The 20,847-nt window shown below is 34.5% G+C and carries 20 protein-coding genes; 10 read left to right on the top strand and 10 right to left on the bottom strand.

The genetic code is table 11. From position 1 onward, the window contains the following. Nucleotides 1-2 precede the first annotated feature (2 nt). A complete protein-coding gene (locus BUR19_RS11205; protein WP_074235402.1) occupies nt 3-1,775 on the bottom strand; it encodes a T9SS type A sorting domain-containing protein in 1,773 nt (590 codons plus the stop codon). 370 nt (nt 1,776-2,145) lie between these two features. On the opposite strand from BUR19_RS11205, the gene BUR19_RS11200 reads away from it, so the two are divergent. The 7 genes from BUR19_RS11200 (at nt 2,146) to BUR19_RS11155 (ending at nt 9,869) form a co-directional block, all read left to right on the top strand. Next, nucleotides 2,146-3,762, top strand: coding sequence for a sensor histidine kinase (locus BUR19_RS11200; protein WP_139297316.1), 1,617 nt, complete (start codon nt 2,146-2,148; stop codon nt 3,760-3,762). Then, nucleotides 3,755-4,405, top strand: a complete 651-nt coding sequence (locus BUR19_RS11195) for a response regulator transcription factor (protein WP_074235400.1) — start codon at nt 3,755-3,757, stop codon at nt 4,403-4,405. Before BUR19_RS11200 ends, BUR19_RS11195 begins: the two co-directional genes overlap by 8 nt. A gap of 126 nt (nt 4,406-4,531) precedes the next feature. Continuing rightward, the gene (locus BUR19_RS11190; protein ID WP_074235399.1) at nt 4,532-6,214 is read left to right on the top strand and encodes a T9SS type A sorting domain-containing protein; all 1,683 of its coding nucleotides are present in this window, start codon (nt 4,532-4,534) and stop codon (nt 6,212-6,214) included. Between the two features lie 161 nt (nt 6,215-6,375). Next, nucleotides 6,376-7,905, top strand: coding sequence for a T9SS type A sorting domain-containing protein (locus BUR19_RS18720; protein ID WP_083600746.1), 1,530 nt, complete (start codon nt 6,376-6,378; stop codon nt 7,903-7,905). Nucleotides 7,906-8,156: 251 nt separating this feature from the next. Continuing rightward, complete coding sequence (locus BUR19_RS11165; RefSeq protein WP_074235652.1) at nt 8,157-9,092, top strand: NAD(P)H-dependent flavin oxidoreductase; 936 nt, start codon at nt 8,157-8,159, stop codon at nt 9,090-9,092. 63 nt (nt 9,093-9,155) lie between these two features. Further along, nucleotides 9,156-9,584 (top strand): DUF4268 domain-containing protein, encoded by a 429-nt coding sequence (locus BUR19_RS11160; RefSeq protein ID WP_074235398.1) that lies wholly within the window; start codon nt 9,156-9,158, stop codon nt 9,582-9,584. A 48-nt stretch (nt 9,585-9,632) separates the two neighbouring features. After that, nucleotides 9,633-9,869: a hypothetical protein gene (locus tag BUR19_RS11155; protein WP_074235397.1), complete on the top strand. Its 237-nt coding sequence runs from the start codon at nt 9,633-9,635 to the stop codon at nt 9,867-9,869. Here BUR19_RS11155 and pnuC read toward each other — a convergent pair. Next, nucleotides 9,855-10,517, bottom strand: coding sequence for a nicotinamide riboside transporter PnuC (pnuC, locus tag BUR19_RS11150; RefSeq protein ID WP_074235396.1), 663 nt, complete (start codon nt 10,515-10,517; stop codon nt 9,855-9,857). The two genes, BUR19_RS11155 and pnuC, sit on opposite strands and share 15 nt — an antisense overlap. A gap of 183 nt (nt 10,518-10,700) precedes the next feature. Between pnuC and BUR19_RS11145 the strand changes: the two genes are divergently transcribed. After that, on the top strand, nt 10,701-12,242 hold the full coding sequence (locus BUR19_RS11145; RefSeq protein ID WP_074235395.1) for an APC family permease: 1,542 nt from the start codon (nt 10,701-10,703) through the stop codon (nt 12,240-12,242). Nucleotides 12,243-12,464: 222 nt separating this feature from the next. Then, complete coding sequence (locus BUR19_RS11140) at nt 12,465-13,475, top strand: WD40/YVTN/BNR-like repeat-containing protein (RefSeq protein ID WP_074235394.1); 1,011 nt, start codon at nt 12,465-12,467, stop codon at nt 13,473-13,475. A 20-nt stretch (nt 13,476-13,495) separates the two neighbouring features. Here BUR19_RS11140 and BUR19_RS11135 read toward each other — a convergent pair whose 3' ends face one another. Together BUR19_RS11135 and BUR19_RS11130 are read right to left on the bottom strand one after the other, a co-directional pair. Next, complete coding sequence (locus tag BUR19_RS11135; protein WP_074235651.1) at nt 13,496-14,329, bottom strand: GLPGLI family protein; 834 nt, start codon at nt 14,327-14,329, stop codon at nt 13,496-13,498. Further along, nucleotides 14,313-15,476: a hypothetical protein gene (locus BUR19_RS11130; protein ID WP_074235393.1), complete on the bottom strand. Its 1,164-nt coding sequence runs from the start codon at nt 15,474-15,476 to the stop codon at nt 14,313-14,315. The genes BUR19_RS11135 and BUR19_RS11130 overlap by 17 nt, the downstream gene beginning before the upstream one ends. 186 nt (nt 15,477-15,662) lie before the next feature. Between BUR19_RS11130 and BUR19_RS11125 the strand changes: the two genes are divergently transcribed. Beyond that, entirely contained in the window at nt 15,663-16,316 is a 654-nt protein-coding gene (locus tag BUR19_RS11125) for an HAD family hydrolase (protein WP_074235392.1), read from the top strand. On the opposite strand, the gene BUR19_RS11120 is transcribed toward BUR19_RS11125, so the two are convergent. The 6 genes from BUR19_RS11120 to BUR19_RS11095 form a co-directional block, all read right to left on the bottom strand. After that, nucleotides 16,313-16,999 carry a DUF421 domain-containing protein gene (locus BUR19_RS11120; protein WP_074235391.1) on the bottom strand — a complete coding sequence of 229 codons (687 nt, stop codon included), beginning with the start codon at nt 16,997-16,999 and terminating at the stop codon, nt 16,313-16,315. The genes BUR19_RS11125 and BUR19_RS11120 overlap by 4 nt on opposite strands. A gap of 55 nt (nt 17,000-17,054) precedes the next feature. Next, nucleotides 17,055-18,236: a hypothetical protein gene (locus BUR19_RS11115; RefSeq protein WP_074235390.1), complete on the bottom strand. Its 1,182-nt coding sequence runs from the start codon at nt 18,234-18,236 to the stop codon at nt 17,055-17,057. Nucleotides 18,237-18,281: 45 nt separating this feature from the next. Continuing rightward, nucleotides 18,282-19,124, bottom strand: a complete 843-nt coding sequence (locus tag BUR19_RS11110; protein WP_245799059.1) for a type 1 glutamine amidotransferase — start codon at nt 19,122-19,124, stop codon at nt 18,282-18,284. 8 nt (nt 19,125-19,132) lie between these two features. Continuing rightward, nucleotides 19,133-19,426: a type II toxin-antitoxin system RelE/ParE family toxin gene (locus BUR19_RS11105; protein WP_074235388.1), complete on the bottom strand. Its 294-nt coding sequence runs from the start codon at nt 19,424-19,426 to the stop codon at nt 19,133-19,135. After that, nucleotides 19,417-19,647 (bottom strand): hypothetical protein, encoded by a 231-nt coding sequence (locus tag BUR19_RS11100; protein WP_074235387.1) that lies wholly within the window; start codon nt 19,645-19,647, stop codon nt 19,417-19,419. The genes BUR19_RS11105 and BUR19_RS11100 overlap by 10 nt, the downstream gene beginning before the upstream one ends. 81 nt (nt 19,648-19,728) lie before the next feature. After that, nucleotides 19,729-20,832 carry a carboxylate-amine ligase gene (locus tag BUR19_RS11095; RefSeq protein WP_074235386.1) on the bottom strand — a complete coding sequence of 368 codons (1,104 nt, stop codon included), beginning with the start codon at nt 20,830-20,832 and terminating at the stop codon, nt 19,729-19,731. Nucleotides 20,833-20,847: the final 15 nt, after the last annotated feature.

The following is a 20,847-nucleotide window of genomic DNA, read 5'->3' as shown; positions in this document are numbered from 1 at the left end:
TTTTAGTTTTTAATAACTTTAATTGTTTCTGATTGCTTATCGGAATTAATTTTCAAAATATAAACTCCAACAGGTAATTGTCTCATATCAATAAATCCTTTTTCAGAATTGATAATAACATTTCTAATTGCTGATCCAGAAGCATTGTAAATTTCTACAGTATTAATCTTTTTGTCATTGCTAATTTGTAATTGGTCAACGACTGGGTTAGGATAGTAATTAATTTTAGATTTATTAACATCCTGAACAGCTAAAGTAGTGTCGGTAAATTCGTATCCGCCTAAATCTGGTGTTGTAGCGCTTCTTGTATTGCCGTTCATATCTAGAGTGACGTCTGCTACAGGTGTTCCTTTGTTATCTAAGGTAGCATTTCCTGTTGTTGCTGGGGTTAAATCTGTTGCAGACACAAATGCTGGTAATACATTGATTGAATTCACATTGCCTCCAAAGCCTGTTTGTAAATTAGCTAAAGTGGCTCTAGCAGAACCGATATATCCAAGATTAGCTCCTGAAGAGTAGTAGTCATTATAGTCGATATTTGAAAAAACGGTATTAGCCGCACCGGAATAGATCGTGTACTTTTCTCCTGTCTGTGTTTGTTTATTTACAAAAATATTATTTCGAAGATCTATTGCTCCAGCTGCAGTAACTGTGCTTAATACGTTAAATGCGGAAGGTCTTCCTGCGTTCGTTTGGTTGGTGTCCATAACTACCGTATTGTAGTAAATCTTGAAACCGGCGCCGTTGCCAATTACTATACCGTTGCCGTTATCAGCTAATCCGCCGCCTGCTGAATATCCGGTGCCTGCAATATCATTAATAACATTGTTGTAAATTAATAAATTAGATGTAGCTGAGCCTGAATTGATATAAAGACCTACAGCGCCGTATCCGGCAGTGTTGGGTTGTTTGATATCCGAAATTCTGTTGTTGAAAATACTTCCGTTAGTTACTGCGGCGCCAACTAGAATACCTTGTGTTGTATTTGTGGAAGTTGCAGGAAGAGCTACTCCTTTTATTACGTTTCCGCTTACCTCAAAGTTTTTGGCGTTTTGTACTGCGATACCTCTAAATAGCATTTTGTCTGCAGTAACCGTAGATCCTATTTCGTTGTTTCTTACGATCCACCCAGTGTCGGTATTTGTTGCATTTCCAACCAAAAAGATACCATTTTGAGCTCTTATAAAAGTGTTGTTGATGGCTGAGAAGTTATTGTTGGGTACTTCGGCAGCTCCTAGAGTCGTTCCTGAAACAATAACGCCACCAATAGTTCCTGTTCCTGAGGATCCAGCAAAATTTGTATTTCTAAGCGTTATGTTTTCTGACCCATCCGTCGCAGTGCTGGAAACCCAAAGCACGACAGGTGTAGTGCCTGTTGTTGCTACAAAAGTGTTACTAATAGTCAAATTTCTTGAAGAGCTTCCATTATTGCTTCCGTTAATTGTTACGTTATCGGCACCATTGAATTTGATAGTTGCAACAGTACTTGCGCTGGTAATTGTTGCGTTAACTCCTGTTGCAGGTTGGATAAGAACCGATGTGTAACTGGAAGTGCCTGAGCTCGCATTTAGAATTGCTGTAGCAGTTTCGGTTGTATTTCCGGTTATGCTAATGGTGATAGCACCTTGGTGTGTTCCTGTATTAATGGCGTCAAAAGCTCCTTTCAATGTCGTGTAGGTTCCGGTTGCTGTACCAGATGATGCGGTAATGTCAACTTGTGCATACAAATTTGAAACTGCAACGCTTACAGTTAATAATAGTAGAATTTTTTTCATAATAGTTAATTTTTAATTCAATGTAAATTTATGATAGTTTTTTAATATTCGGATATTATTTGTGTTAATTTTTAAAAATATTTATTTAATCATTGGGAATATTTTATTAATAATGTTAAAATGCGTAGTTATTTCGTATTCTAATTATAAATGATTGAACGTATATTTTAGAACAAAAACCATTACTTTCAGAACATTTTTAATGAATAGGTCACGGAAGATTATAAATTTGAATCCTTACAAAATGTAGTTGGCAATATAAAAAATAGAGACTGCATTTGTTTATCTTTGTTAGGCTGTGAGAATCTATTTTGGCTTTTTTCTTTTTTTTCTGATTGTTTTTTGTTTCGGGCAAGAATCTATTCAGTCATTGGAAAGAAGTCTTGATAATAAGATTAAGAATTCAGATTATTCAACTGCTTTAGAATTGATTAATCAAAATAGAGAACGTTTTAAAGATTCTGAAAAAGTAAATTTGGACGTTTTAAAAGTGAAAATTCTAACAGAATTGGGACTCTATGATGAAGCTTTCAAACTGTCTCAAAATCTCATTAATTATAAATTAACGCCTGAACAGCAACTCAAAATCCATATCGAAAGAGAATTGATTTTTGAAATTAATAATGATGAAAAAGCCTCCAAAATCGAAATTGATAAAGCGGAACAGATAATCAAAAATCATCCCGAACTTAAACCTAAAAATTATACTCATTTTCTTATCAGGAAATCATCTTATTACAGGGTGAATGGTCATCGGGAAATTGCATTTGAAATAGCTAACGAGGCTAAAAAATATGCGATATCAGTCAATGATGAATCAAATCTTCCTGATGTAGAACTGATTCTCGGGTTGGGAAATCGGAACAATCCTGAGAAAAGATTAGCACATTTTCAGCGTGCACTTTATTTGTACAAAAGACTTCATCACAACGAGGCGATTAATTCTATGTATAATAATATTTCGTTTTTATATTTCTCAAAGCGGGATTATAAAATGGCTGATGTTTACATAGATTCTGCAATTGCTAATTCCAAAAATTCAAGAGTTTTAAATTACAGAGCGGATATTTTTCAATTGAAAAGTGAAATTATGGAAAAGCAAAATCAATCTGATTCCGCTTTACATTACTATAAACTTGCTTCAGACTTGTACAATCAGTTCCGTAATCAGCAAAGAGATCTTAAAGTTAAAGAACTGGGAATTCAATTTAATTTTCAGAAGGAAAAAACAGAGAAAGAACAACTACAAAAGAACATTGCAGGCACTCGAAAGCTTAATATCACATTATTTATTTCTGTTTTCGTTTTAGCGTTTTTACTTTGGTTGATTCTTAAAAATAAAAAGAAAATAGAAGTTCAAAAACAAGAAATTTCCGATAATAATCTTGCTTTGAAAAACAATCTTGAGCAAAAACAATTCTTGGTTCAGGAACTTAATCATCGTGTCAAAAATAATCTGGCTGTGATTCTCAGTCTGATAGATTTTCAGAAAGACCAAGCTGATAGTTCTGAGTATAAAAACAGATTCGAAGACTTGCGTCAACGGATAAAAACGATAATGATTGCGCACGAACTGTATTCTTACAGTGTGAATCATAATGATAATGCACTTATCGAGGTCGAAAGTTATACGAACAGGATTTTCGAAACGCATCAAAACAGTTCACAAAGAGTTATTGATTATAAAATTGATATCGAAAATATCACTCTGAAAGTAGACAAAGCATTACCATTTGGTTTGATTCTTAATGAATTGATTACTAATTCTATAAAGCACGCAAAAACAGAGTCGTTAATATTAAATTTAAAATTAAATTTGATTGATGATAAGATAGAATTGTCATATTCGGATAACGGAACCGATTTCGATTTTGAAAATAAGAAAGATTCGCTCGGACTTTTGATTATCGAAGGAATGGTAAAGCAGCTGAAAGGGAATTACATAAGAGATAATGCTAATTACAAAATCACATTTCTCAATGACTGAGCATAAAAACAGAATACTGATTGTAGAAGATGAGGTCTTGATTTCGTTCTCTGTCAAAAGAATGCTGGAGCCGTTTTTCTTGTCCGAGATTGCCCACGATTATGAAGAAGCAAAACTGTTGTTGTCTCACAAATTATTTGATTTGGTTTTGATTGATATTTCGCTTTCCGGAGAGAAGACGGGATTGGATTTGGCGCAATTCATCAATAATAATATTTCGATTCCATTCATTTTTACAACCGCTTTGACCGATCCAAGTACACTCGAAAAAGTGACTAATCTGAAACCTTCTGCCTACCTTTCAAAACCTGTTGAAAGTGTGAATTTGATCACAGCGATTAATCTTGCATTGGCCAATCAGGATAATATCTTCAAGATTGAGATTGGCAAACAGGTCTATTATTTCCAATCCAAAGATTTTCTTTTTGCAGAAGCTGACCATATCTATGTCGAAATCTATTTGAAGTCCGGTAAAAATCAAATTCTAAGAACAACGATGTCCTATCTGGAAGAGGTTTTCCCTTCTAAATATTTTAAACGGATTAACCGAAGCGTAGCCGTTAATCCATATCATATTTCAAAAATCGTGAATGATAAATTGCATTTGGAAGATAAGGTTTTCAAGATTTCCAAACATTTCTAATTTCATTTTAGAACAAAAAAGCATAGTTTCAGAACATTTTTTAAGATAAAAATTTCATCATTTCTAATTTTAATGGATGAATGCTAAATCATCGTCATTCAATTCTAATCTATTAAAACTGAAATTATGAAAACATTTCTATTCTTTCTTTCTTGTTTGTTGATTCCTGCTTGTGTTGGTGCGCAGATTTCACCAAGTCTTAACGGTATTGTTTATGTCAATGCGGCTGTAATTGATGGTGCAGAAACGGGTTCTTCGTGGTCCAATGCTTCTAAAAATTTGAAACAGGTCGTTACGGCTGCCAACTCTAATCCAGCAATCAAAGAAATCTGGGTTGCCAAGGGAACTTATTATCCTTCTATTACTTCCAACAGAGATGAGTTTTTTTACATTACCCGAAATGATTTGAAGATTTACGGCGGTTTTATAGGAACAGAAACTGCTTTGTCACAGAGAGATATTGTTGCTAACGAGACGATTCTTAGTGGTGATATTGGAACTGTAGGATCTGCTTCTGATAACAGTTATCATATCATGATTATCGATGCGTATGATTCAGCGATTGACAATTCTACACAGATAGATGGTTTTATTTTTCAGGATGGAAATGCAAGCGCCGGATCTGTTTTGAATAATTATTTTCCAAGATATACAGGAAGCGCAATTCTGGTTTATCCTTCGATTGCGAATAATTCTCCGTTGATATCCAATAATATATTTAAGAATAACTCGCAGTTTCAGTTAGGAGCTTTGGCAATCGAAGCTAATACGTCAGGAGCTAATGTCACGCGAGTAGAGAACTGTTCTTTCTATAGCAATTACGCAAAATATGCAGGTGGAGCGCTCGATGTTTTTAATCATTATGGAACGGACCAAAATATTGAGATCAAAGGCTGTCGTTTTGAAGAAAATGTTGTAGACAATGGTTCTCAAGGCGGAGCAAATGGTGGACTTGGGGCGGCCATTTTTGCTTATGGTAATAATAATATTTTAATCAATAAAAGTAAGTTTATAAATAATAAAATAGGGCCTTTTACCCAATATGCCGGAGCCTATAAAGGAACAGCAATTGCGGTGAGAAATGGCTCCAGTGTTACTTTGGTTAATAGTCTCGTTTATTCAGATCAGATTTATATTCCTTTTTATAATAATGCTTCTTCCCTCAGTTTTATTAATTCCACGGTCTATAATCCAGATGGCGGGACAATTCTGGCAACTGTAAATCCAATTCTTAATTTGATACAAAACTCTATTTTTTGGATGGGTGGCAATTCTGTCAATACAATTGATGGTGCTGGGGCAACTGTAACAGCGAACAATTCAATTATTCTCCCAAAGTATAATGTGACTTTGAACGGTTCTAATAATTATACAACTGATCCTTTGTTCAAAGATATTGCCGGAAAAGATTTCACATTGCAAACTTCTAGCAGCGGAATTAACCATGGAAATAATTCTTTCTACGATGCTTCAAAATATGGTAATTACGACCTTTCAGATAAAAGCAGAATCGAAGAAACAACGATTGATATTGGCGCTTTTGAATTGCAGCCGACTTTATCAATTTCGGATATTAATGAAGGTAAAAGTATCACTATCTACCCAAATCCTGTAAAGGACATTCTGAACTTGAAAACTCAGGAAAAAATATTGAAAGTGGAAATTATATCACTGGAAGGGAAAAAAATAATATCAAAAAATATGACTGGCGAAATGAATGTAGATCTGAAGTCATTATCAAAGGGGATTTATCTAATTCAAATTTATACTGCTAAAGATATTGAGAGTTTCAAATTCATTAAAGAATAATTTGAAAATAAAAAGCACTTTGGGATAAATGAAAGATAATCAGCTTGGTTTATTTGTAAAATCATTTGTCCTCCCATTGTCCACCCAGAAAAATTCAAATTTTTAAGTATAACAATTACATTTATCGAAAAAAAATTTAACAATCTTAAAAAGTAAACATTATGAAAAAAATCAATTCTTTGTTGGTAATGGTTTTATTAATCTTTTCCAATGCTTTTGATGCACAAACAAGTACAGAACATTTTGAAACCGAATCGCACGCAAGCAGTTCTTTTACGGACAATGGTGTGATTTTCAATATTATTTCCCACATAGGTACGTTCCAAGTACAGGGTAATTTTCCTGGAACAGGCTGGAACGGAACAGCAAATGATAATAGATACATTGATAACTCATACACGACAGATAGTCCAGCTTCTTTTAGCATTAAAACAACATCTAATTTATTCAAAGTTAATAGATTTTGGATGTTTTTATCTGCATTAAATCTTGATTTAAATGTTGCCGGAACCCTTACTATTACTGGTAAATTATCTGGAATTACCAAATTTACTCAGACCAAAACGAATGGTTTTGCTACTTCTTTTGGAAGCTCAAATGGTTATACCTTAATTGATTTGACAAATCTGAATGGTCAGAACTATTCTAATATCATCATAGATCAGCTTCAGATTACTTTGGGTGGAGCTTTTAGATATGCGGGTTTAGACGCCTTCACTTGGGTTAAGGATTCGGGTATTGTAATTGATCCTAATGCCCTTACTGTAAGTGCCGGAGCGCAGACAAATGTTAGCTGTAATGGTGGATCCAATGGTAGTGCTACTGTCAATGTTTCTGGGGGAACAGCACCTTACACCTATAGCTGGTCTCCAAGTGGAGGTACTAATGTTACGGCTAGCGGACTTGCTGCGGGAAATTACACTGTCACAGTAAAAGATGCTGCTAATGCGACAAAAACTCAAAGTTTTACCATTACGGAGCCTACTGTTTTGGCTGCAACTACAAGTTCCTCACCTGCAAGTTGTGGAAGTAATAATGGTACAGCTTCGGTAACTCCAAGTGGTGGAACATCTCCTTATACTTATCTATGGTCTAATGGAGCAATTACTAGTTCTGTTTCCAATCTGGCTTCAGGGAATTATAGTGTTACAATAACAGATGCCAAAGGATGTATTATTACACGTAATTTTGAAATTAATGGACAATTGCCATCTGCTCCGGCTATCAGACTTAGCTTCAACAATGGAGAAACGTTATCAAAGTTTACTGTAATAGGTCAAGGTATCAAATGGTATGCGACAGAAGCCAATGCTATAGCTCATACCAACGTACTGCCTGGTACAACATTAATCAGCAACAATTCAACTTACTACGCTACACAAACTGTCGATGGTTGCGAATCCAAGATCGCTTTAGCAATTAATGCTTATAATGAAACCTTGAACGTTTCTGACATTAATAAGAATTCTCAGATCACACTATATCCCAATCCGGTAAAAGATGTTTTGAATCTAGCTTCGGAAAGCAAAATGGATAAAGTTATTATTTCCGATTATTCAGGAAGAAAACTATTGGAAAAATCTTTGAATGGTAGTAAGATTGTAGATGTTCAATCTTTGGTTAAAGGAACTTACCTTATTCAAATCTTTACCGAAAAAGGTGCAGAAACCATCAAGTTTGTTAAGGATTAAAATTATTCTTATCAACAACTAAACTAACACCATAAAAAGTAGGCTTACTTAAGCCTACTTTTACCTAATATTAAGCCTTCTGTCAACCGATAGTGGGCTTGCTATTTTATTAATACAATGAAACTAAGATATAAGTCATTTTTTTGATATTAGGTATTCTTTAAAATAAAAAATGAATCGCTATTTTTGAAAAAAAATAAAAAATGTCCAGCTTCATAGATTTTGGAATTGCCCAAAAACAATACAACAAAATGAATAGAATCTCGCAGCTTTTCGGTACAAAGTATCCAATCGTTCAAGGTGGAATGATTTGGCATTCCGGATGGCGATTGGCTTCGGCGGTTTCTAATAATGGCGGATTAGGATTGATTGGTTCAGCGAGTATGTATCCCGACATTCTGAGAGAAAATATCAGAAAATGTAAAGCTGCAACAGACAAACCTTTCGGAGTGAATGTCGCTTTGCTTTACCCAAATCTTGAAGAAATCATCAATATCATTTTGGAAGAAGGCGTAAAAATCGTTTTTACATCGGCTGGCAATCCGAAAACTTATACCGAGACTTTGAAAAAAGAAGGTATCAAAGTCGCTCACGTTGTGTCGAGTGTGAAATTTGCTGTAAAATGTCAGGAAGCTGGCGTAGATGCAGTTGTAGCAGAAGGTTTTGAAGCCGGCGGACATAACGGACGAGATGAAACGACAACACTTTGTTTGATCCCGAATGTCAGGAAGCATATCGACATTCCTTTGATTGCTGCGGGAGGAATTGGTTTGGGAAGTCAGATGCGTGCTGCGATGACCTTAGGTGCAGACGGTGTTCAGATTGGTTCTCGTTTTGCAGCAACAGTTGAAGCCAGTTCTCACGACAATTTCAAAAATAAAATTGTTGAACTGAAAGAAGGCGATACGCAATTGACATTAAAGGAATTAGCACCGGTTAGATTAATTAAAAATAAATTCTTTCACGACTTAGAAAATCTTTACGAAACGGGTAGAAATATTGAAGCTCTGAAAGAAACGCTCGGAAGAGCCCGTGCAAAACGCGGAATGTTTGAGGGCGATTTGGTAGAAGGCGAACTGGAAATCGGACAAGTTTCTGCTTTGATAGACGAAATTCTTCCAGTTGAAAAAGTCTTCGAAAACTTAATTAAGGAATTCAATGAAGCAAAAGTTGATTTGACTTTGTAAATTCCAGGTAAGTCAGATTGCTCATCATTTATAATTCATCATTAATCATTTATAATTAACCACGTGTTTTCCAAACAAGAAGCTCAAAAATTGAAAACAGAATTCTGGACGGCTTTCGGGAAAGCTTTTCCGAGAAAATGGCTGTTGTATGATACCAAAATCAAAGATTTTTCTTTCAAATTTTACGCAGATAATAAAAAAGCTGAGGTTTCGATTGATATCGAGATGAAGGATGAACTGTTCCGTAATGCTTATTACGAGAAGATTTGGTCTCTGGAATCCATATTAGAAGATGAGATTGGAGAATTTACAAAAGATGAGTTTTATGTTTTGGATAATGGAAAAGTCATCAGCAGAATTTGGGTGGAGAAAACTGGAGTCAGTATTTTCAATAAGCAAACGTGGCCAGATATTTTCGAATTCTTTGTAGAAAAAATGGACGCCTTCGAACGTTTGTTTTATGAATATGAGGATTTCATCAAAGATATTTAATGAGCATTCAGAATACATTTTACTTTTTACAAAATACATTTTACATTAATGAAAAACATCACCATAAAAGCCAACGATTTTTTTGAATTACTGAAGTTAAAAGACCAATCGATGTGGGATATTTTTGCACAAATGATTGATGGCGAAGAAAAGGAAATCGGTTTTACAGATGAACACGATCAATATATCTTTCATTATATTCTTCCAAAAACTCTGGAAAAATTACAAGAAGACAAAGCACTTTTTGCTAAAGAATATGTAGAGAAATTATCAGGACTTAACTAAGTTTTTCTTCCATTCCAGATAACCAATGATTGCCATTGCTGTGAAAATCAAATATTGCAGCGCTGTAAATCCCAGACCTTTGTAAAGCATCATTGGAACGCAAACTATATCCGCAACAATCCAGAATATCCAGTTTTCAAGATTTCTTTTGGCCATAAAATACATTCCGACAAGGAATAATGAGGTGGTGACAATATCCGTGTAATTCGCCCAATCGAGGTGATAAAGTCCTAGTTTGACGCCTTCCATAGAAAACTGATTATCGATAAAAGGTTTGAAGTAATAGATTAATCCAACAAAAAGGAGGCTTCCAAAAAATAAAGCACTTCCGAAATTCCAATCGTTCTTACTTGCTTTTTTTACTTCTACGTGGATGTGGTCTTCTGAACTTTTTGACCAAAGAATCCAGCCATAAATACTCATAACTGTATAATAAACATTGATGAGCATATCTCCCAAAAGTCCAAAGACAAACATAATATAAATGAAAAGGACCGTAGAAATGATCCCTGTAGGATAAACCCAGATGTTTTTTTTGATGGAAAAGTAAACGCTAAGTAAACCGAATACAGTTGCAATGACTTCTAAAACAATCAAATAAGTTTCGTAAGATTGATATTGAGCAGTGAGTTCTTCGAGAAAATTCATATCCTCAAAGATAATTATTAATGTTCAAAAATGGGTTGGCTTATTCATAATTAATACAGATAAGTAAAATTAATTAGTTAAAAAAAGTTAATGAAAGCATTTTTTTAATATTTTCGTAATTCAAAAATAAATATAGAAGAAAAGCCCCCTTTAAATTTTTGGGGATAAAAAAAATTTTAAATTATGGCAAACATTTGGATTAAGAAGCCAATGGAAGCGTATGAAGCAGACATTAAAAAAAGTCAGCTGAAGCGTGTATTGGGAAAATGGAGTTTAACAGCTATTGGGATTGGTGCCATCATTGGAGGTGGTATTTTTGTTTTAACAGGTACAGGTGCTTACTATAATGCCGGTCCTGCTTTAGCACTTTCTTTTGTCATCGCTGGGATAGCCTGTGTTTTTGCGGCATTGTGTTACGCAGAATTTGCATCCATACTTCCGGTAGAAGGTTCAGCTTACGCTTATGCTTACGGAACGGTAGGAGAGATTTTCGCTTGGATTATCGGCTGGGGACTGATTCTGGAATATGCAATGGGCTCTATGACAGTAGCTGTTTCATGGTCCGGATACTTTGGAAAATTACTGAAGATGTTTGGGCTGCATTTACCGGCTTGGTTAACAACAGACCCACAAACATATCTTGCTGCAGGTAATTCTGGATTTTCTATGAACCTACCTGCATTTTTAATTGTATGGGTAGTGATTGGGATTCTTTTAAGAGGAACAAAGGGTGCTGCAAAAGCCAATAACTTCATTGTTGTGATGAAAGTTTCAGCCATTATTTTCGTAATTGTTGCCGGAGTATTTTTTATCAATCCAGAAAACTGGTCACCATTTATTCCTGCTGCAACTACAATTACAGAAAACGGCGTTTCACATTCAGCTTATGGTTATGCGGGAGTTGTTGCCGGTGCATCTGCTATTTTCTTTGCTTATGTAGGATTCGATGCCGTTTCCACACAGGCGGGAGAAGCGATTGACCCTAAAAAAGACGTTCCATTTGCAATCATTGCATCTTTGGTGATTTGTACATTATTATACATTTTGGTATCATTGGTTTTAACGGGAATGATGCATTATACAGACTTCAATCCATTGGGTAAATATCCGGATGCAATCAAAGCGCCTGTTGCTTACGCATTTGATATTGCTGGACAAGCTTGGGCTGGATATATCATTACAATTGCAGCAACAGTTGGTTTGATTTCCGTATTAATGGTAATGATTATGGGACAATCCAGAATCTTCTTAGGAATGTCAAAAGACGGATTAATTCCAAAAACCTTCTCAAAAGTAAATCCAATCACAGGTGTTCCTTCTAAAAACTTGATTATTTTAGGTGGTGTGATTTCAGTAATTGCTTCATTTACACCAATCAATGATTTGGCACATATGACCAGTTTTGGAACCTTGTTTGCGTTCACAATGGTATGTGTTGCAGTTTGGGTTTTGAGAGTTAAAGAACCGAATCTACAAAGAAACTTCAGGGTGCCAGCTTTGCCGGTTATTGCAGTTTTAGGAATTGCCATCAACATCTATTTGATTATCAACCTGAGCAAAGAAGCGCAAATGTACTCTTTGGGTTGGTTGGTTATCGGATTCTTTATCTATTTCTTGTACAGTAAGAGAAATTCAAAACTTCAGAACGGAGGCTTTGGAGAGACATTTAAGGCAGAACAAGAACCCTTGGAAGATGTTGATATCGACATCGACAACAAACACTAAAATATAAATTCCGCATCTTTTTGCGGAATTTTTTTTGGAGCTTAATCCCGCTATCCACTATATCTTTTTCATCATTGCGAACGAAGTGAAGCAATCTTTTGAACCATTTACCCCGCAATAACAAAAAAGGATGCCGTTCCTATCTGGGCTAGGGATTTTGTCTGTATAATCAAATTTTATCAACAATCATCAACATTCCCAAACTTTCATTAATTTTATAAAATGAAAAAACTAGTACTATTTTCACTGACGATGATTTCGTCATTTCTACTATCTCAGAAATTCACAGTCGATACTTTATTGACCGATAAAATCAGCATCAGAGCCATTCAACTCTGGGACGGAAAAGTTTGGTACGCAGGTACGGATTCTAAATTTGGATTTGTGAATTTGAAAGATAAAGCGGATAAGAAACAAATATTGCTTTCTGATAAAAAGTTACAGTTTCGAACTTTAGCACAAGATAAAGCTGACTTTTATACAATTAATATTGAAAGTCCAGCTTATTTTTTTAAGATTGATAAGAAAACTTTAAAGTCAGAAACTTTTCATACTGATTCTGCAAAAACAGCTTTTTACGATTCATTTGTTATTCAATCGAAGAATTTAGGAATTGCTATAAGTGATCCTAATGAAGATGGTTTTCCGAGATACTTCAATTTTAATAATAACAAAAATTATGAACTTTTGAATTATCCAAAATATGATAAAGGTGAAGCTCATTTTGCAGCCAGTAATACTAATATTGCTATGAATAAAGGTGTGGTATGGATTGCAACTGGCGGAACGAAAGCTAGAATTTTTAGATTTAGCTGGAATTATCCTTTACATTGGGAAGTTTTTGATACACCATTTGTTCAAGGAACTTCTTCTAAAGGAATCTATTCTATTGATTTTTATAGTGAAACTAATGGAATTGCAGTAGGCGGAGATTACACCAAACAATCCGAGAATATCAATAATATCGCAACGACAAACGATGGTGGACAAACTTGGCAAATCCAAGCCAGTGGACAAAATGCAGGCTACATGACTTGCGTTAAATTCCGTCCAAAAACAAATGGGAAAGAAATCGTTGCGGTCGGAGACCAACACATTAGTTTCTCATCAGATTATGGAAAGACCTGGACAAAAATTTCAGACGAAAAAAATCTTTACGCCTGCGAATGGCTCGATAAAAATATATTAATTTTAGCTGGAAAAGATAAAATTATAAGACTGAATTTCGATTAGAAAAATTGATTTTATGGCTATCAAGGATAGTTTATAGCTTTGTCCAATTCTATAGGATTATTATATTTCTTGATAACATTGCGCAGTTGATTATTGATTTCTCTCTGGTTTTTGGAGTTGACAACTGTTCCATCATTCAAAAAGAAATCTTCAACTTTTGAATTACCAATTCCGTTTTTGATGAAGTTGAAAGGAGATTCGTAATAATTCAGTTTCATTGCTTTATATTTTTTCCAGTCTACTGGGATGCTCATCTGTTTAGACATTTCTATGAATTGATTCTCTTCGGGATTTGCGATTTTTTCAGATTTAGCCAATTCAAAACGGTAATTGTTTTTATCATCAGAAAGTTCAATAATTAAACCAGGCAAACCGTGAAATTTATGCGGACCTTCTGGAAAAGGAAAACTTGTTGCGAACCAAGCAATCCAATGTCTTCCACCCCAAGTTGTGGTAGCTTTTTGTAATGTTAAATTTTTAATCTGTCTCTTTTCATCGGTCAATTTCCAGTTTTGGCTGTTCTCAGTTTTTAGATTCAGAACTGTGTTTTCTATCAGGTCATATTCCTCAAACTGATTATTTCCAATCTTGTGAACGATGATGTTAGACGTATTCAGTTTCATATCCTTAGGGAAAGGGATATTGTTGTTGATTAATGAGTCTGCAAGATAAAAATCCCAAGTGTAGAAAAGCGTTTCAGACTTATTAATATCCAAGATGTAATTTTCTTTCGTAGTAACCTCAGATGTAGAATCTTTTTTATAAATCACATCATATATGAAACGATGCGTCTGTGCCTTTGCAAAATTGGTAAGCATTACCAATGCTAAAAAAATATTAATTCTGTATTTCATTCGATTTTTCATTGATGAATTCTTCCTCTTCCTTAGATAAAAGTATGTCGCCTTTATCATAGCTCATTTTCAAATATTGCCAATAATCTTGGTTGATTTTGACTGGATTTTGAACTCCTTTTGAATCCGATTTTGCGAAATTTTTGAAAATAATCTCTCTTGCAGAACGTTTCTCATAAATTTTATCTCCGACAAAAGTTTTTAAATTTTCTACCACAAAACCAATTTTCGACGGTACATATTTATCCCCATTTTTATAATAATCAAAACTAAGGATTCCATCTCCCAATTGTACTAGATATTCTACACCGTCCTCATCTTTTAATGGTAAAGGTTTGGTAGAACTTTGATTGAAATGTAAGTCAAAATGCGTGATGGCTTTATCTATTTTATTATACAAAATCCGTCCTTTGTAAATATGGGTAGAATCTAATTTGATAAGAAAAGAAATATCTTGTTCTGTTCCATTATCGTCTAACAGCTTTCCAGATGTTTTTGACCTTTTCAATTCAGCAAACCTCAAGGTTCGTAAAAGTTCAAAACTTAAGAACAAATCTCCGATGTTATCTTGAGTAGTATTTTGTTTTTTTATTTTGATTTTATTCTCATAAGTTTCGGATTTCAAATATCGCAAATCATCTATCTGAAGTTGAACGAAATTATCAAATCTGTTGTTGATAGCTTCTTTTGGATAATAGGTTCCATCTTTACTCCAGAATTTTCCATCTGCAATCATCAGAAGTTTCATTTGGTTATTTTCAAAAGCTCTTTGTTTTATCGTGATGTCATAAAGTTGAGGTTGGTCATAATAGATTTTTGAGTAATTGTCAGAAACATCTTTCAGTAATTTTTTGATGTCGATGGAAACAATTTTTAATTCATCAATATTTTGATATTTTGGTTTTAAACTAATTATCGGTTTGTAATTTTTCACTGTTTCGGACAAATAACCAATTGCAGAGATCTCTTGTTTATCACTATTTTCAGGCAATAGAATATAGCCGTCATCATTGGAATAATAGACATTTTGGTTGGAGATGATTCTGGCATTAGGAATTGGTTTCGATGTTTCAGAATCAACAATTTTAATTTTTTGTTGACTAAAAACAATAATAGGAAACTGCAATAAGAGTATTAGTTTTTTCATGGTTATAATTTAAAGCTAAAGTACTTTAAATCCTGATTTTATTGTTATAATGAAATATTAAAGTTGACGGATGAAATGTTAATTTAAAGTTAGAATCACACGCTATAATTTAATAAATTAATCCTTAAATTAAATTCAACAATTCTAGAATCCCTACTTTTGCACCGAAATTAATGAAATAGGTTAATGAAAAATACGGTTATTTTTGATATGGACGGTGTGATTGTGGATACAGAACCACTTCACAAAAAAGCTTACTATCAACACTTCGGGGAACTGAATATCGAAGTTGACGCAGAATTATTCTCAAAATTTACAGGCAAATCGACCCGGAATGTCTATCAAATGATTAAAGAAATTTTTGGGATCGATACCAATGTTGAGGAATTAATCCAAAGAAAAAGAACCTTATTTTACGACTTATTCGATAGTGACCCAGCTTTGAAATTGTTAGATGGCGTAGAAATTCTAATCACAAACCTTTATTCTTCTAATTTCCAGTTGATATTAGCTTCTTCGGCTGCAAAATCTACGATTGACCGAGTATTTAAACGATTCAATTTATTTCCATTTTTCTCACATCTCGTGAGTGGAGAAGATTTCCCAGAATCTAAACCAAATCCTGCTATTTTTAATGAAGCACAAAGACTCTCAGGTAGTGAAAAATCAAATTGCATTATTATAGAAGACAGCACCAACGGAATCCAGGCTGCAAATGCTGCAGAGATATTCTGTATTGGTTACAAAAGTGAGAACAGCAAAAATCAGAATTACGAAACTGCCGATTTGGTCATTCATCATTTTGATGAATTGAAAATTGATGAATTGAAATTGATTTAAGAGACTCTTTTTTTATTGGAAGATTCTACCCATTCATCATTTTTGCAGACCTTACAATTGCTGTGTTCTCCGGATTTGAATTCCTGAGTATAGCCACAAAAAGTACAAGAATAATGAGTGGTTTTAGTAAATGTCTTTCGTGGATTTTCTAATGAATTGGGCATAATCGGTAAACCATATTTTACATCTTTATCTTCGTAATAAAAAACACTAATTTCACCGGAAATTTCCTCAATCGCTTTTTCAACCTGACCAAGTTGCGAAACGCCTTTCAGTCTTAGCTCCGCAAAGAATTCGTCTTCTCCAAGGGATTCTTTCTTGAAATCATCAATACAAAAAACTCCATCCTGAATCAAACAAATCGGTTTGCCTTCAACCAACTTTTCAAATTTTTTGCTTTTGCCAATTAAGTAAGTAATAATAGTATATAGGCTAATAATCATTGTGAAAACAACAATCGCAGGCATTATTCCAACATCTTTATAAAACATCGGGTCACCAGCGGCAGAGCCGAGCCCGATAATCACAACAAGCTCAAAAACTGATAATTGTTTCACGCCTCGTTTTCCCAAAAGCCGAAGTCCGAAAATGATGACAAAGAACATTATTCCAGTCCTGAGAACCGTTTCTAGAAGGAAGTTCCAATCTTCGGAACCGAGTAGAATTTGCTTAAAATCGAACATAGTTTTTTATCGCTATGTCCAAAAAATAAGCCAGAACTACAAGACAAGTAGTAACTTACTTCTCAAAAAATGCCATAGAACTCCCAATCCAAATCGCATCTTTCTTATTAAAATCTACATTTACCATTGCAGCTTTAGTCATTCTTACAAGATTGACAAGTAGTTCGGGATTTTCATCCTCTGGATTCCACGCAAAAAGCAAACGAATTTCGGCTTTGGAAAATTCTCCGTTGATGTCTTCAAAAAGAGGCGCATAAGTCACTTTTCTTTGAAGGATATAATTTTCTTTATCTTCAATTTGACTAATGATTTTCTGACTTGGATTAAGATTCACGCCACTTCCTGCAAATGAGAAAAGCGGTTTCAGAACGAAATTTTCCAGTTGTTCATTTTCAGTAAAACCGGACAAGAAATAACTTTTTGGAACAAAATCGTGTTTCAATTTTGGAAGGATATATTTTGAGATTTTGAAAAACCAATTCGGATGTGTGATCCATTCTACATCAACGTCTTCTCGGAAATTAAATTCGGTTTCCAAACTTTCAATCTTATCCAATTCATCAAAAATCACACGATTATAAATTCGGTTGATTTGGATTAGTTTTCCCTCATTTTCATAAAACAACTTTTTGCCTTCTTTTTTGATTTTCGTCAGACAAACCGTTTTGATTCCAAGATATTGCTCTGTCAAAACAAAATCAATTGCTGTTTTTTGTTTTTCAGGATAGATTTCCAGAAGAATCACATTTTCAGGATTTTCGTTTCCGACGATAACCTGTTTTATTTTTTTGATGTATTCATCTTTCGGAAGCGAGTTTTTCAATTCATTCAGAAAAGGATAAACTTCGGTAATGACTTCTTCAAACAACTTTTGAAATCCAAACAGACTTGGAAAAGCCTGCAATTCTATCAATTGCGGAATCACATTTCCATTTTCATCCTGACAGATTCCAAAATCTATCGCCACAAAATGTGGTTTTTGAGTGTCATTTGGAACATTACAATTAGCAGGAATTGCTTTTCTTAATTCCTCATCAGACATCTCTTTGATTTGCGAAATGATTGTCTGAGAAGCATCATCCAGCTTTTGCTGAAAATCTTTAGTTAAAAAAATAGGGCTCTCAGAAAGCCGAAACGCGGCTTCGTGACCGCATTTCTGTTTTATTAATTCATTAACTTTTTGGTGTTTTTCCTGAGAAAATTCTTCGTTGAATTGAGTTCTGTATTTTGGAATCATAGTTTGTGTTTGGTTGTAGGTATTTGGTTTTAGTTAGAATTATAATTAACCAAATACCAAGTTTTTAATAATTTGCTCAGAAGCAAGCTGTAAAAATCTTGGGATAATTTGTGCTCTGGTTAACACGATTTTGTCATCATCGTCCATTCTGTCAATTGTTTCAAGATATTTTTCCATCCCAAAGGTTTCAATCATCGCTTCCTTATTTTTTTCGTCTTCCAGATTTTTGATGAAGCCAAGCGGGTCAGCTTCCGGATGAAATTGTGTTCCGAAAATCTCGTCAGAAAAACGAACTGCCATCATTGCTCTTTCCAGATGAACTGTTGGGCGGATTTTTTCCAAAGCCACGATTTTCATTCCCAACTCGTCCAATTTTTCCTGATTTGGTTCAATACATTGGTACGCTCTGGAATCAACACCGTAGAAAGGATCGGGTAGATTTTTAAATAAAAATTCCTGCTCGCCATCTTCCGATTTATGGATTGGCATCACGCCGAAAGAATATGATTTTCTCTTGCATACATTTGCAATCCCAAAATGAATAACAGCTAATTGGAAAGAATGGCAAACCAAAAACAGATATTTTTTCTGTTCATTGGTTTTGTTGTGTTCCCAAATCTGCTTCAAAAAATCAGCAAATCTCTGCTCCCATTCATAACCTTCGCGATGTGGATTTCCCGGGCCACCAGAAGAAATGAAGATGTCAAAATCTTCAATATTTGGCATTTCATTTTTATAACGAACATCAAAAAGCTCCAGTGAAACATCGTATTCCGACTGCTCCTGAAAGGCTTTCGATAGCTCTTTTATATTTCTCATCCCTTGATTTGGATGATTATTGTTCATATCAAGAAGTGCAATTCTTACATCATTTTTACTCATATTCATAATTGTCTTTAATAAATTGATTTTTGCTTACCGTCTCTGAAATTAATTATTACAATTTGTTTCTTTTTCGGATTTATTTTGTAAACGATATAGTTATTTTCATCAACCATTCCTTTATGCAGATGTTTGAATCTAATAGTTTTAGGATATAGACTTGGCTGTAATTTGATTCGTTCAATGAATTTATGGATATTGTCTTCCAATCGCAGAATTTCCTTTTTTGTCCAATTTGATTTTAGATATTCAATTGTTTTGAAAAGCCCTTTTTCTGCACGATCTGTCCAGACGATTTCTATTTCCATTCATCAAACAATTTCATCACATCTTGGTTCGATTTAACTTGTCCGTTTTCAGCTTCTTTTAGTCCTAATTCAATTTCCTGATGTTCCGCTTCACTTAATTCTTCCCACCAATCCTTCGAAGATTCTTTCTGGAAAATCTCTTTTATCTTCTCAAGAACACTTTCTTTCTGAGTATTCAAAAGTAGTTTCATCAGTTCTAATTTGGTTGTTTCGATATTCATAACCAATCTTTTTGCAAAGTTACAAAATTGAAAATATTTCTTTAATTTATTAAATAACAGAATAAAATTAATACTCCATAATTACAAAAGTCCTTTCTCGGTTTCGTAAATCATATAATCTACAACTTTCTTCATATCACCGCCGCTTTCGTGAAAAACTTTCAATTGTCTGTCGGCACCGGTGCCGTTTTTCACAATTTCTCTGGCGTATTCAACTTCTTTTCGACAGCCTAAATCATCAACAACATCATCAATAAAAAGTAATAGTTCTTCCAAAAGGTCACGATATGGAACGCTGGCTTCTTTTCCAAAATCAATCAGATGTGCATCTATTCCATCTTTGGAAGCACGCCATTTATTTTCAGTTAGTAGAAGTCTTCTGTAACTTCTGTAACTTGTATTTTGCTGGTGCATTTTATAAACTTTTGCAACCAAAGCCTGCATAATTGCCGCAAGACAAACCGTTTCATCAATAGTCAAGGGCATATCACAAATCCTGAATTCAATGGTCGGGTAGAAAGGATGAACTCTCAAATCCCACCAGATTTTCTTCGCATTATCAATCGTTCCGGTTTTTACCATCAGATTGACATAGGCATCAAATTCTGCAACACTGCTAAAATAACTTGGTAATCCCGTTCTTGGGAATTTAGCAAAAACTTCCTGTCTGTAAGATTTGAAACCCGTCAATCGTCCAACCCAAAATGGGGAATTAGTTGATAAAGCGTATACGTGAGGTAAAAAGTAACGCATCACATTCTGGATTCTGATACCTTCTTCTCGGTCAGGAATCCCGATGTGAACGTGCAATCCAAAAATCAAATTCGATCTTGCAACATCGCCCATATCGCTTACGATTTTATCGTAACGGGCATCTTTTGTAATGATATTATCTTTCCAGTGCGAGAATGGATGTGTTCCACCTCCGGAAACTCGCAAACCTTGGTCGTGAGCCGTTTTTACAAGATGTCTTCTAAGGTCAGTCAATTCCTGGCGCGCCTGTTGGATATTTTCACAGATGCCTGTTTCCATTTCAACGACCGACTCGTGCATCTCGTGTTTTAGATTTTCGCTGAGAACTGCTTTTCCTCCTTCTATTATTTTGGAAACGTGAGAAACCAAATCGCGGCTTTCCGCATCGATGATTTGATATTCTTCCTCAACACCAATTGTGAATCTGTGCATATTTTTTCTTTGTGT

Source organism: Epilithonimonas zeae (assembly GCF_900141765.1).
In the GTDB taxonomy this organism is placed as follows: Bacteria; Bacteroidota; Bacteroidia; order Flavobacteriales; family Weeksellaceae; genus Epilithonimonas; species Epilithonimonas zeae.
The sequence above is the reverse complement of the archived record's forward strand: the minus strand, read 5'-3'. Positions and strand labels throughout refer to the sequence as shown.

Coding starts and splice junctions, on each gene's coding strand:
- BUR19_RS11205 (WP_074235402.1), bottom strand. CDS start 1,775: ATGAAAAAAATTCTACTATTATTAACTGTAAGCGTTGCAGTTTCAAAT.
- BUR19_RS11195 (WP_074235400.1), top strand. CDS start 3,755: ATGACTGAGCATAAAAACAGAATACTGATTGTAGAAGATGAGGTCTTG.
- BUR19_RS11190 (WP_074235399.1), top strand. CDS start 4,532: ATGAAAACATTTCTATTCTTTCTTTCTTGTTTGTTGATTCCTGCTTGT.
- BUR19_RS18720 (WP_083600746.1), top strand. CDS start 6,376: ATGAAAAAAATCAATTCTTTGTTGGTAATGGTTTTATTAATCTTTTCC.
- BUR19_RS11165 (WP_074235652.1), top strand. CDS start 8,157: ATGAATAGAATCTCGCAGCTTTTCGGTACAAAGTATCCAATCGTTCAA.
- BUR19_RS11155 (WP_074235397.1), top strand. CDS start 9,633: ATGAAAAACATCACCATAAAAGCCAACGATTTTTTTGAATTACTGAAG.
- pnuC (WP_074235396.1), bottom strand. CDS start 10,517: ATGAATTTTCTCGAAGAACTCACTGCTCAATATCAATCTTACGAAACT.
- BUR19_RS11145 (WP_074235395.1), top strand. CDS start 10,701: ATGGCAAACATTTGGATTAAGAAGCCAATGGAAGCGTATGAAGCAGAC.
- BUR19_RS11140 (WP_074235394.1), top strand. CDS start 12,465: ATGAAAAAACTAGTACTATTTTCACTGACGATGATTTCGTCATTTCTA.
- BUR19_RS11135 (WP_074235651.1), bottom strand. CDS start 14,329: ATGAAATACAGAATTAATATTTTTTTAGCATTGGTAATGCTTACCAAT.
- BUR19_RS11130 (WP_074235393.1), bottom strand. CDS start 15,476: ATGAAAAAACTAATACTCTTATTGCAGTTTCCTATTATTGTTTTTAGT.
- BUR19_RS11125 (WP_074235392.1), top strand. CDS start 15,663: ATGAAAAATACGGTTATTTTTGATATGGACGGTGTGATTGTGGATACA.
- BUR19_RS11120 (WP_074235391.1), bottom strand. CDS start 16,999: ATGTTCGATTTTAAGCAAATTCTACTCGGTTCCGAAGATTGGAACTTC.
- BUR19_RS11115 (WP_074235390.1), bottom strand. CDS start 18,236: ATGATTCCAAAATACAGAACTCAATTCAACGAAGAATTTTCTCAGGAA.
- BUR19_RS11110 (WP_245799059.1), bottom strand. CDS start 19,124: ATGAATATGAGTAAAAATGATGTAAGAATTGCACTTCTTGATATGAAC.
- BUR19_RS11105 (WP_074235388.1), bottom strand. CDS start 19,426: ATGGAAATAGAAATCGTCTGGACAGATCGTGCAGAAAAAGGGCTTTTC.
- BUR19_RS11100 (WP_074235387.1), bottom strand. CDS start 19,647: ATGAATATCGAAACAACCAAATTAGAACTGATGAAACTACTTTTGAAT.
- BUR19_RS11095 (WP_074235386.1), bottom strand. CDS start 20,832: ATGCACAGATTCACAATTGGTGTTGAGGAAGAATATCAAATCATCGAT.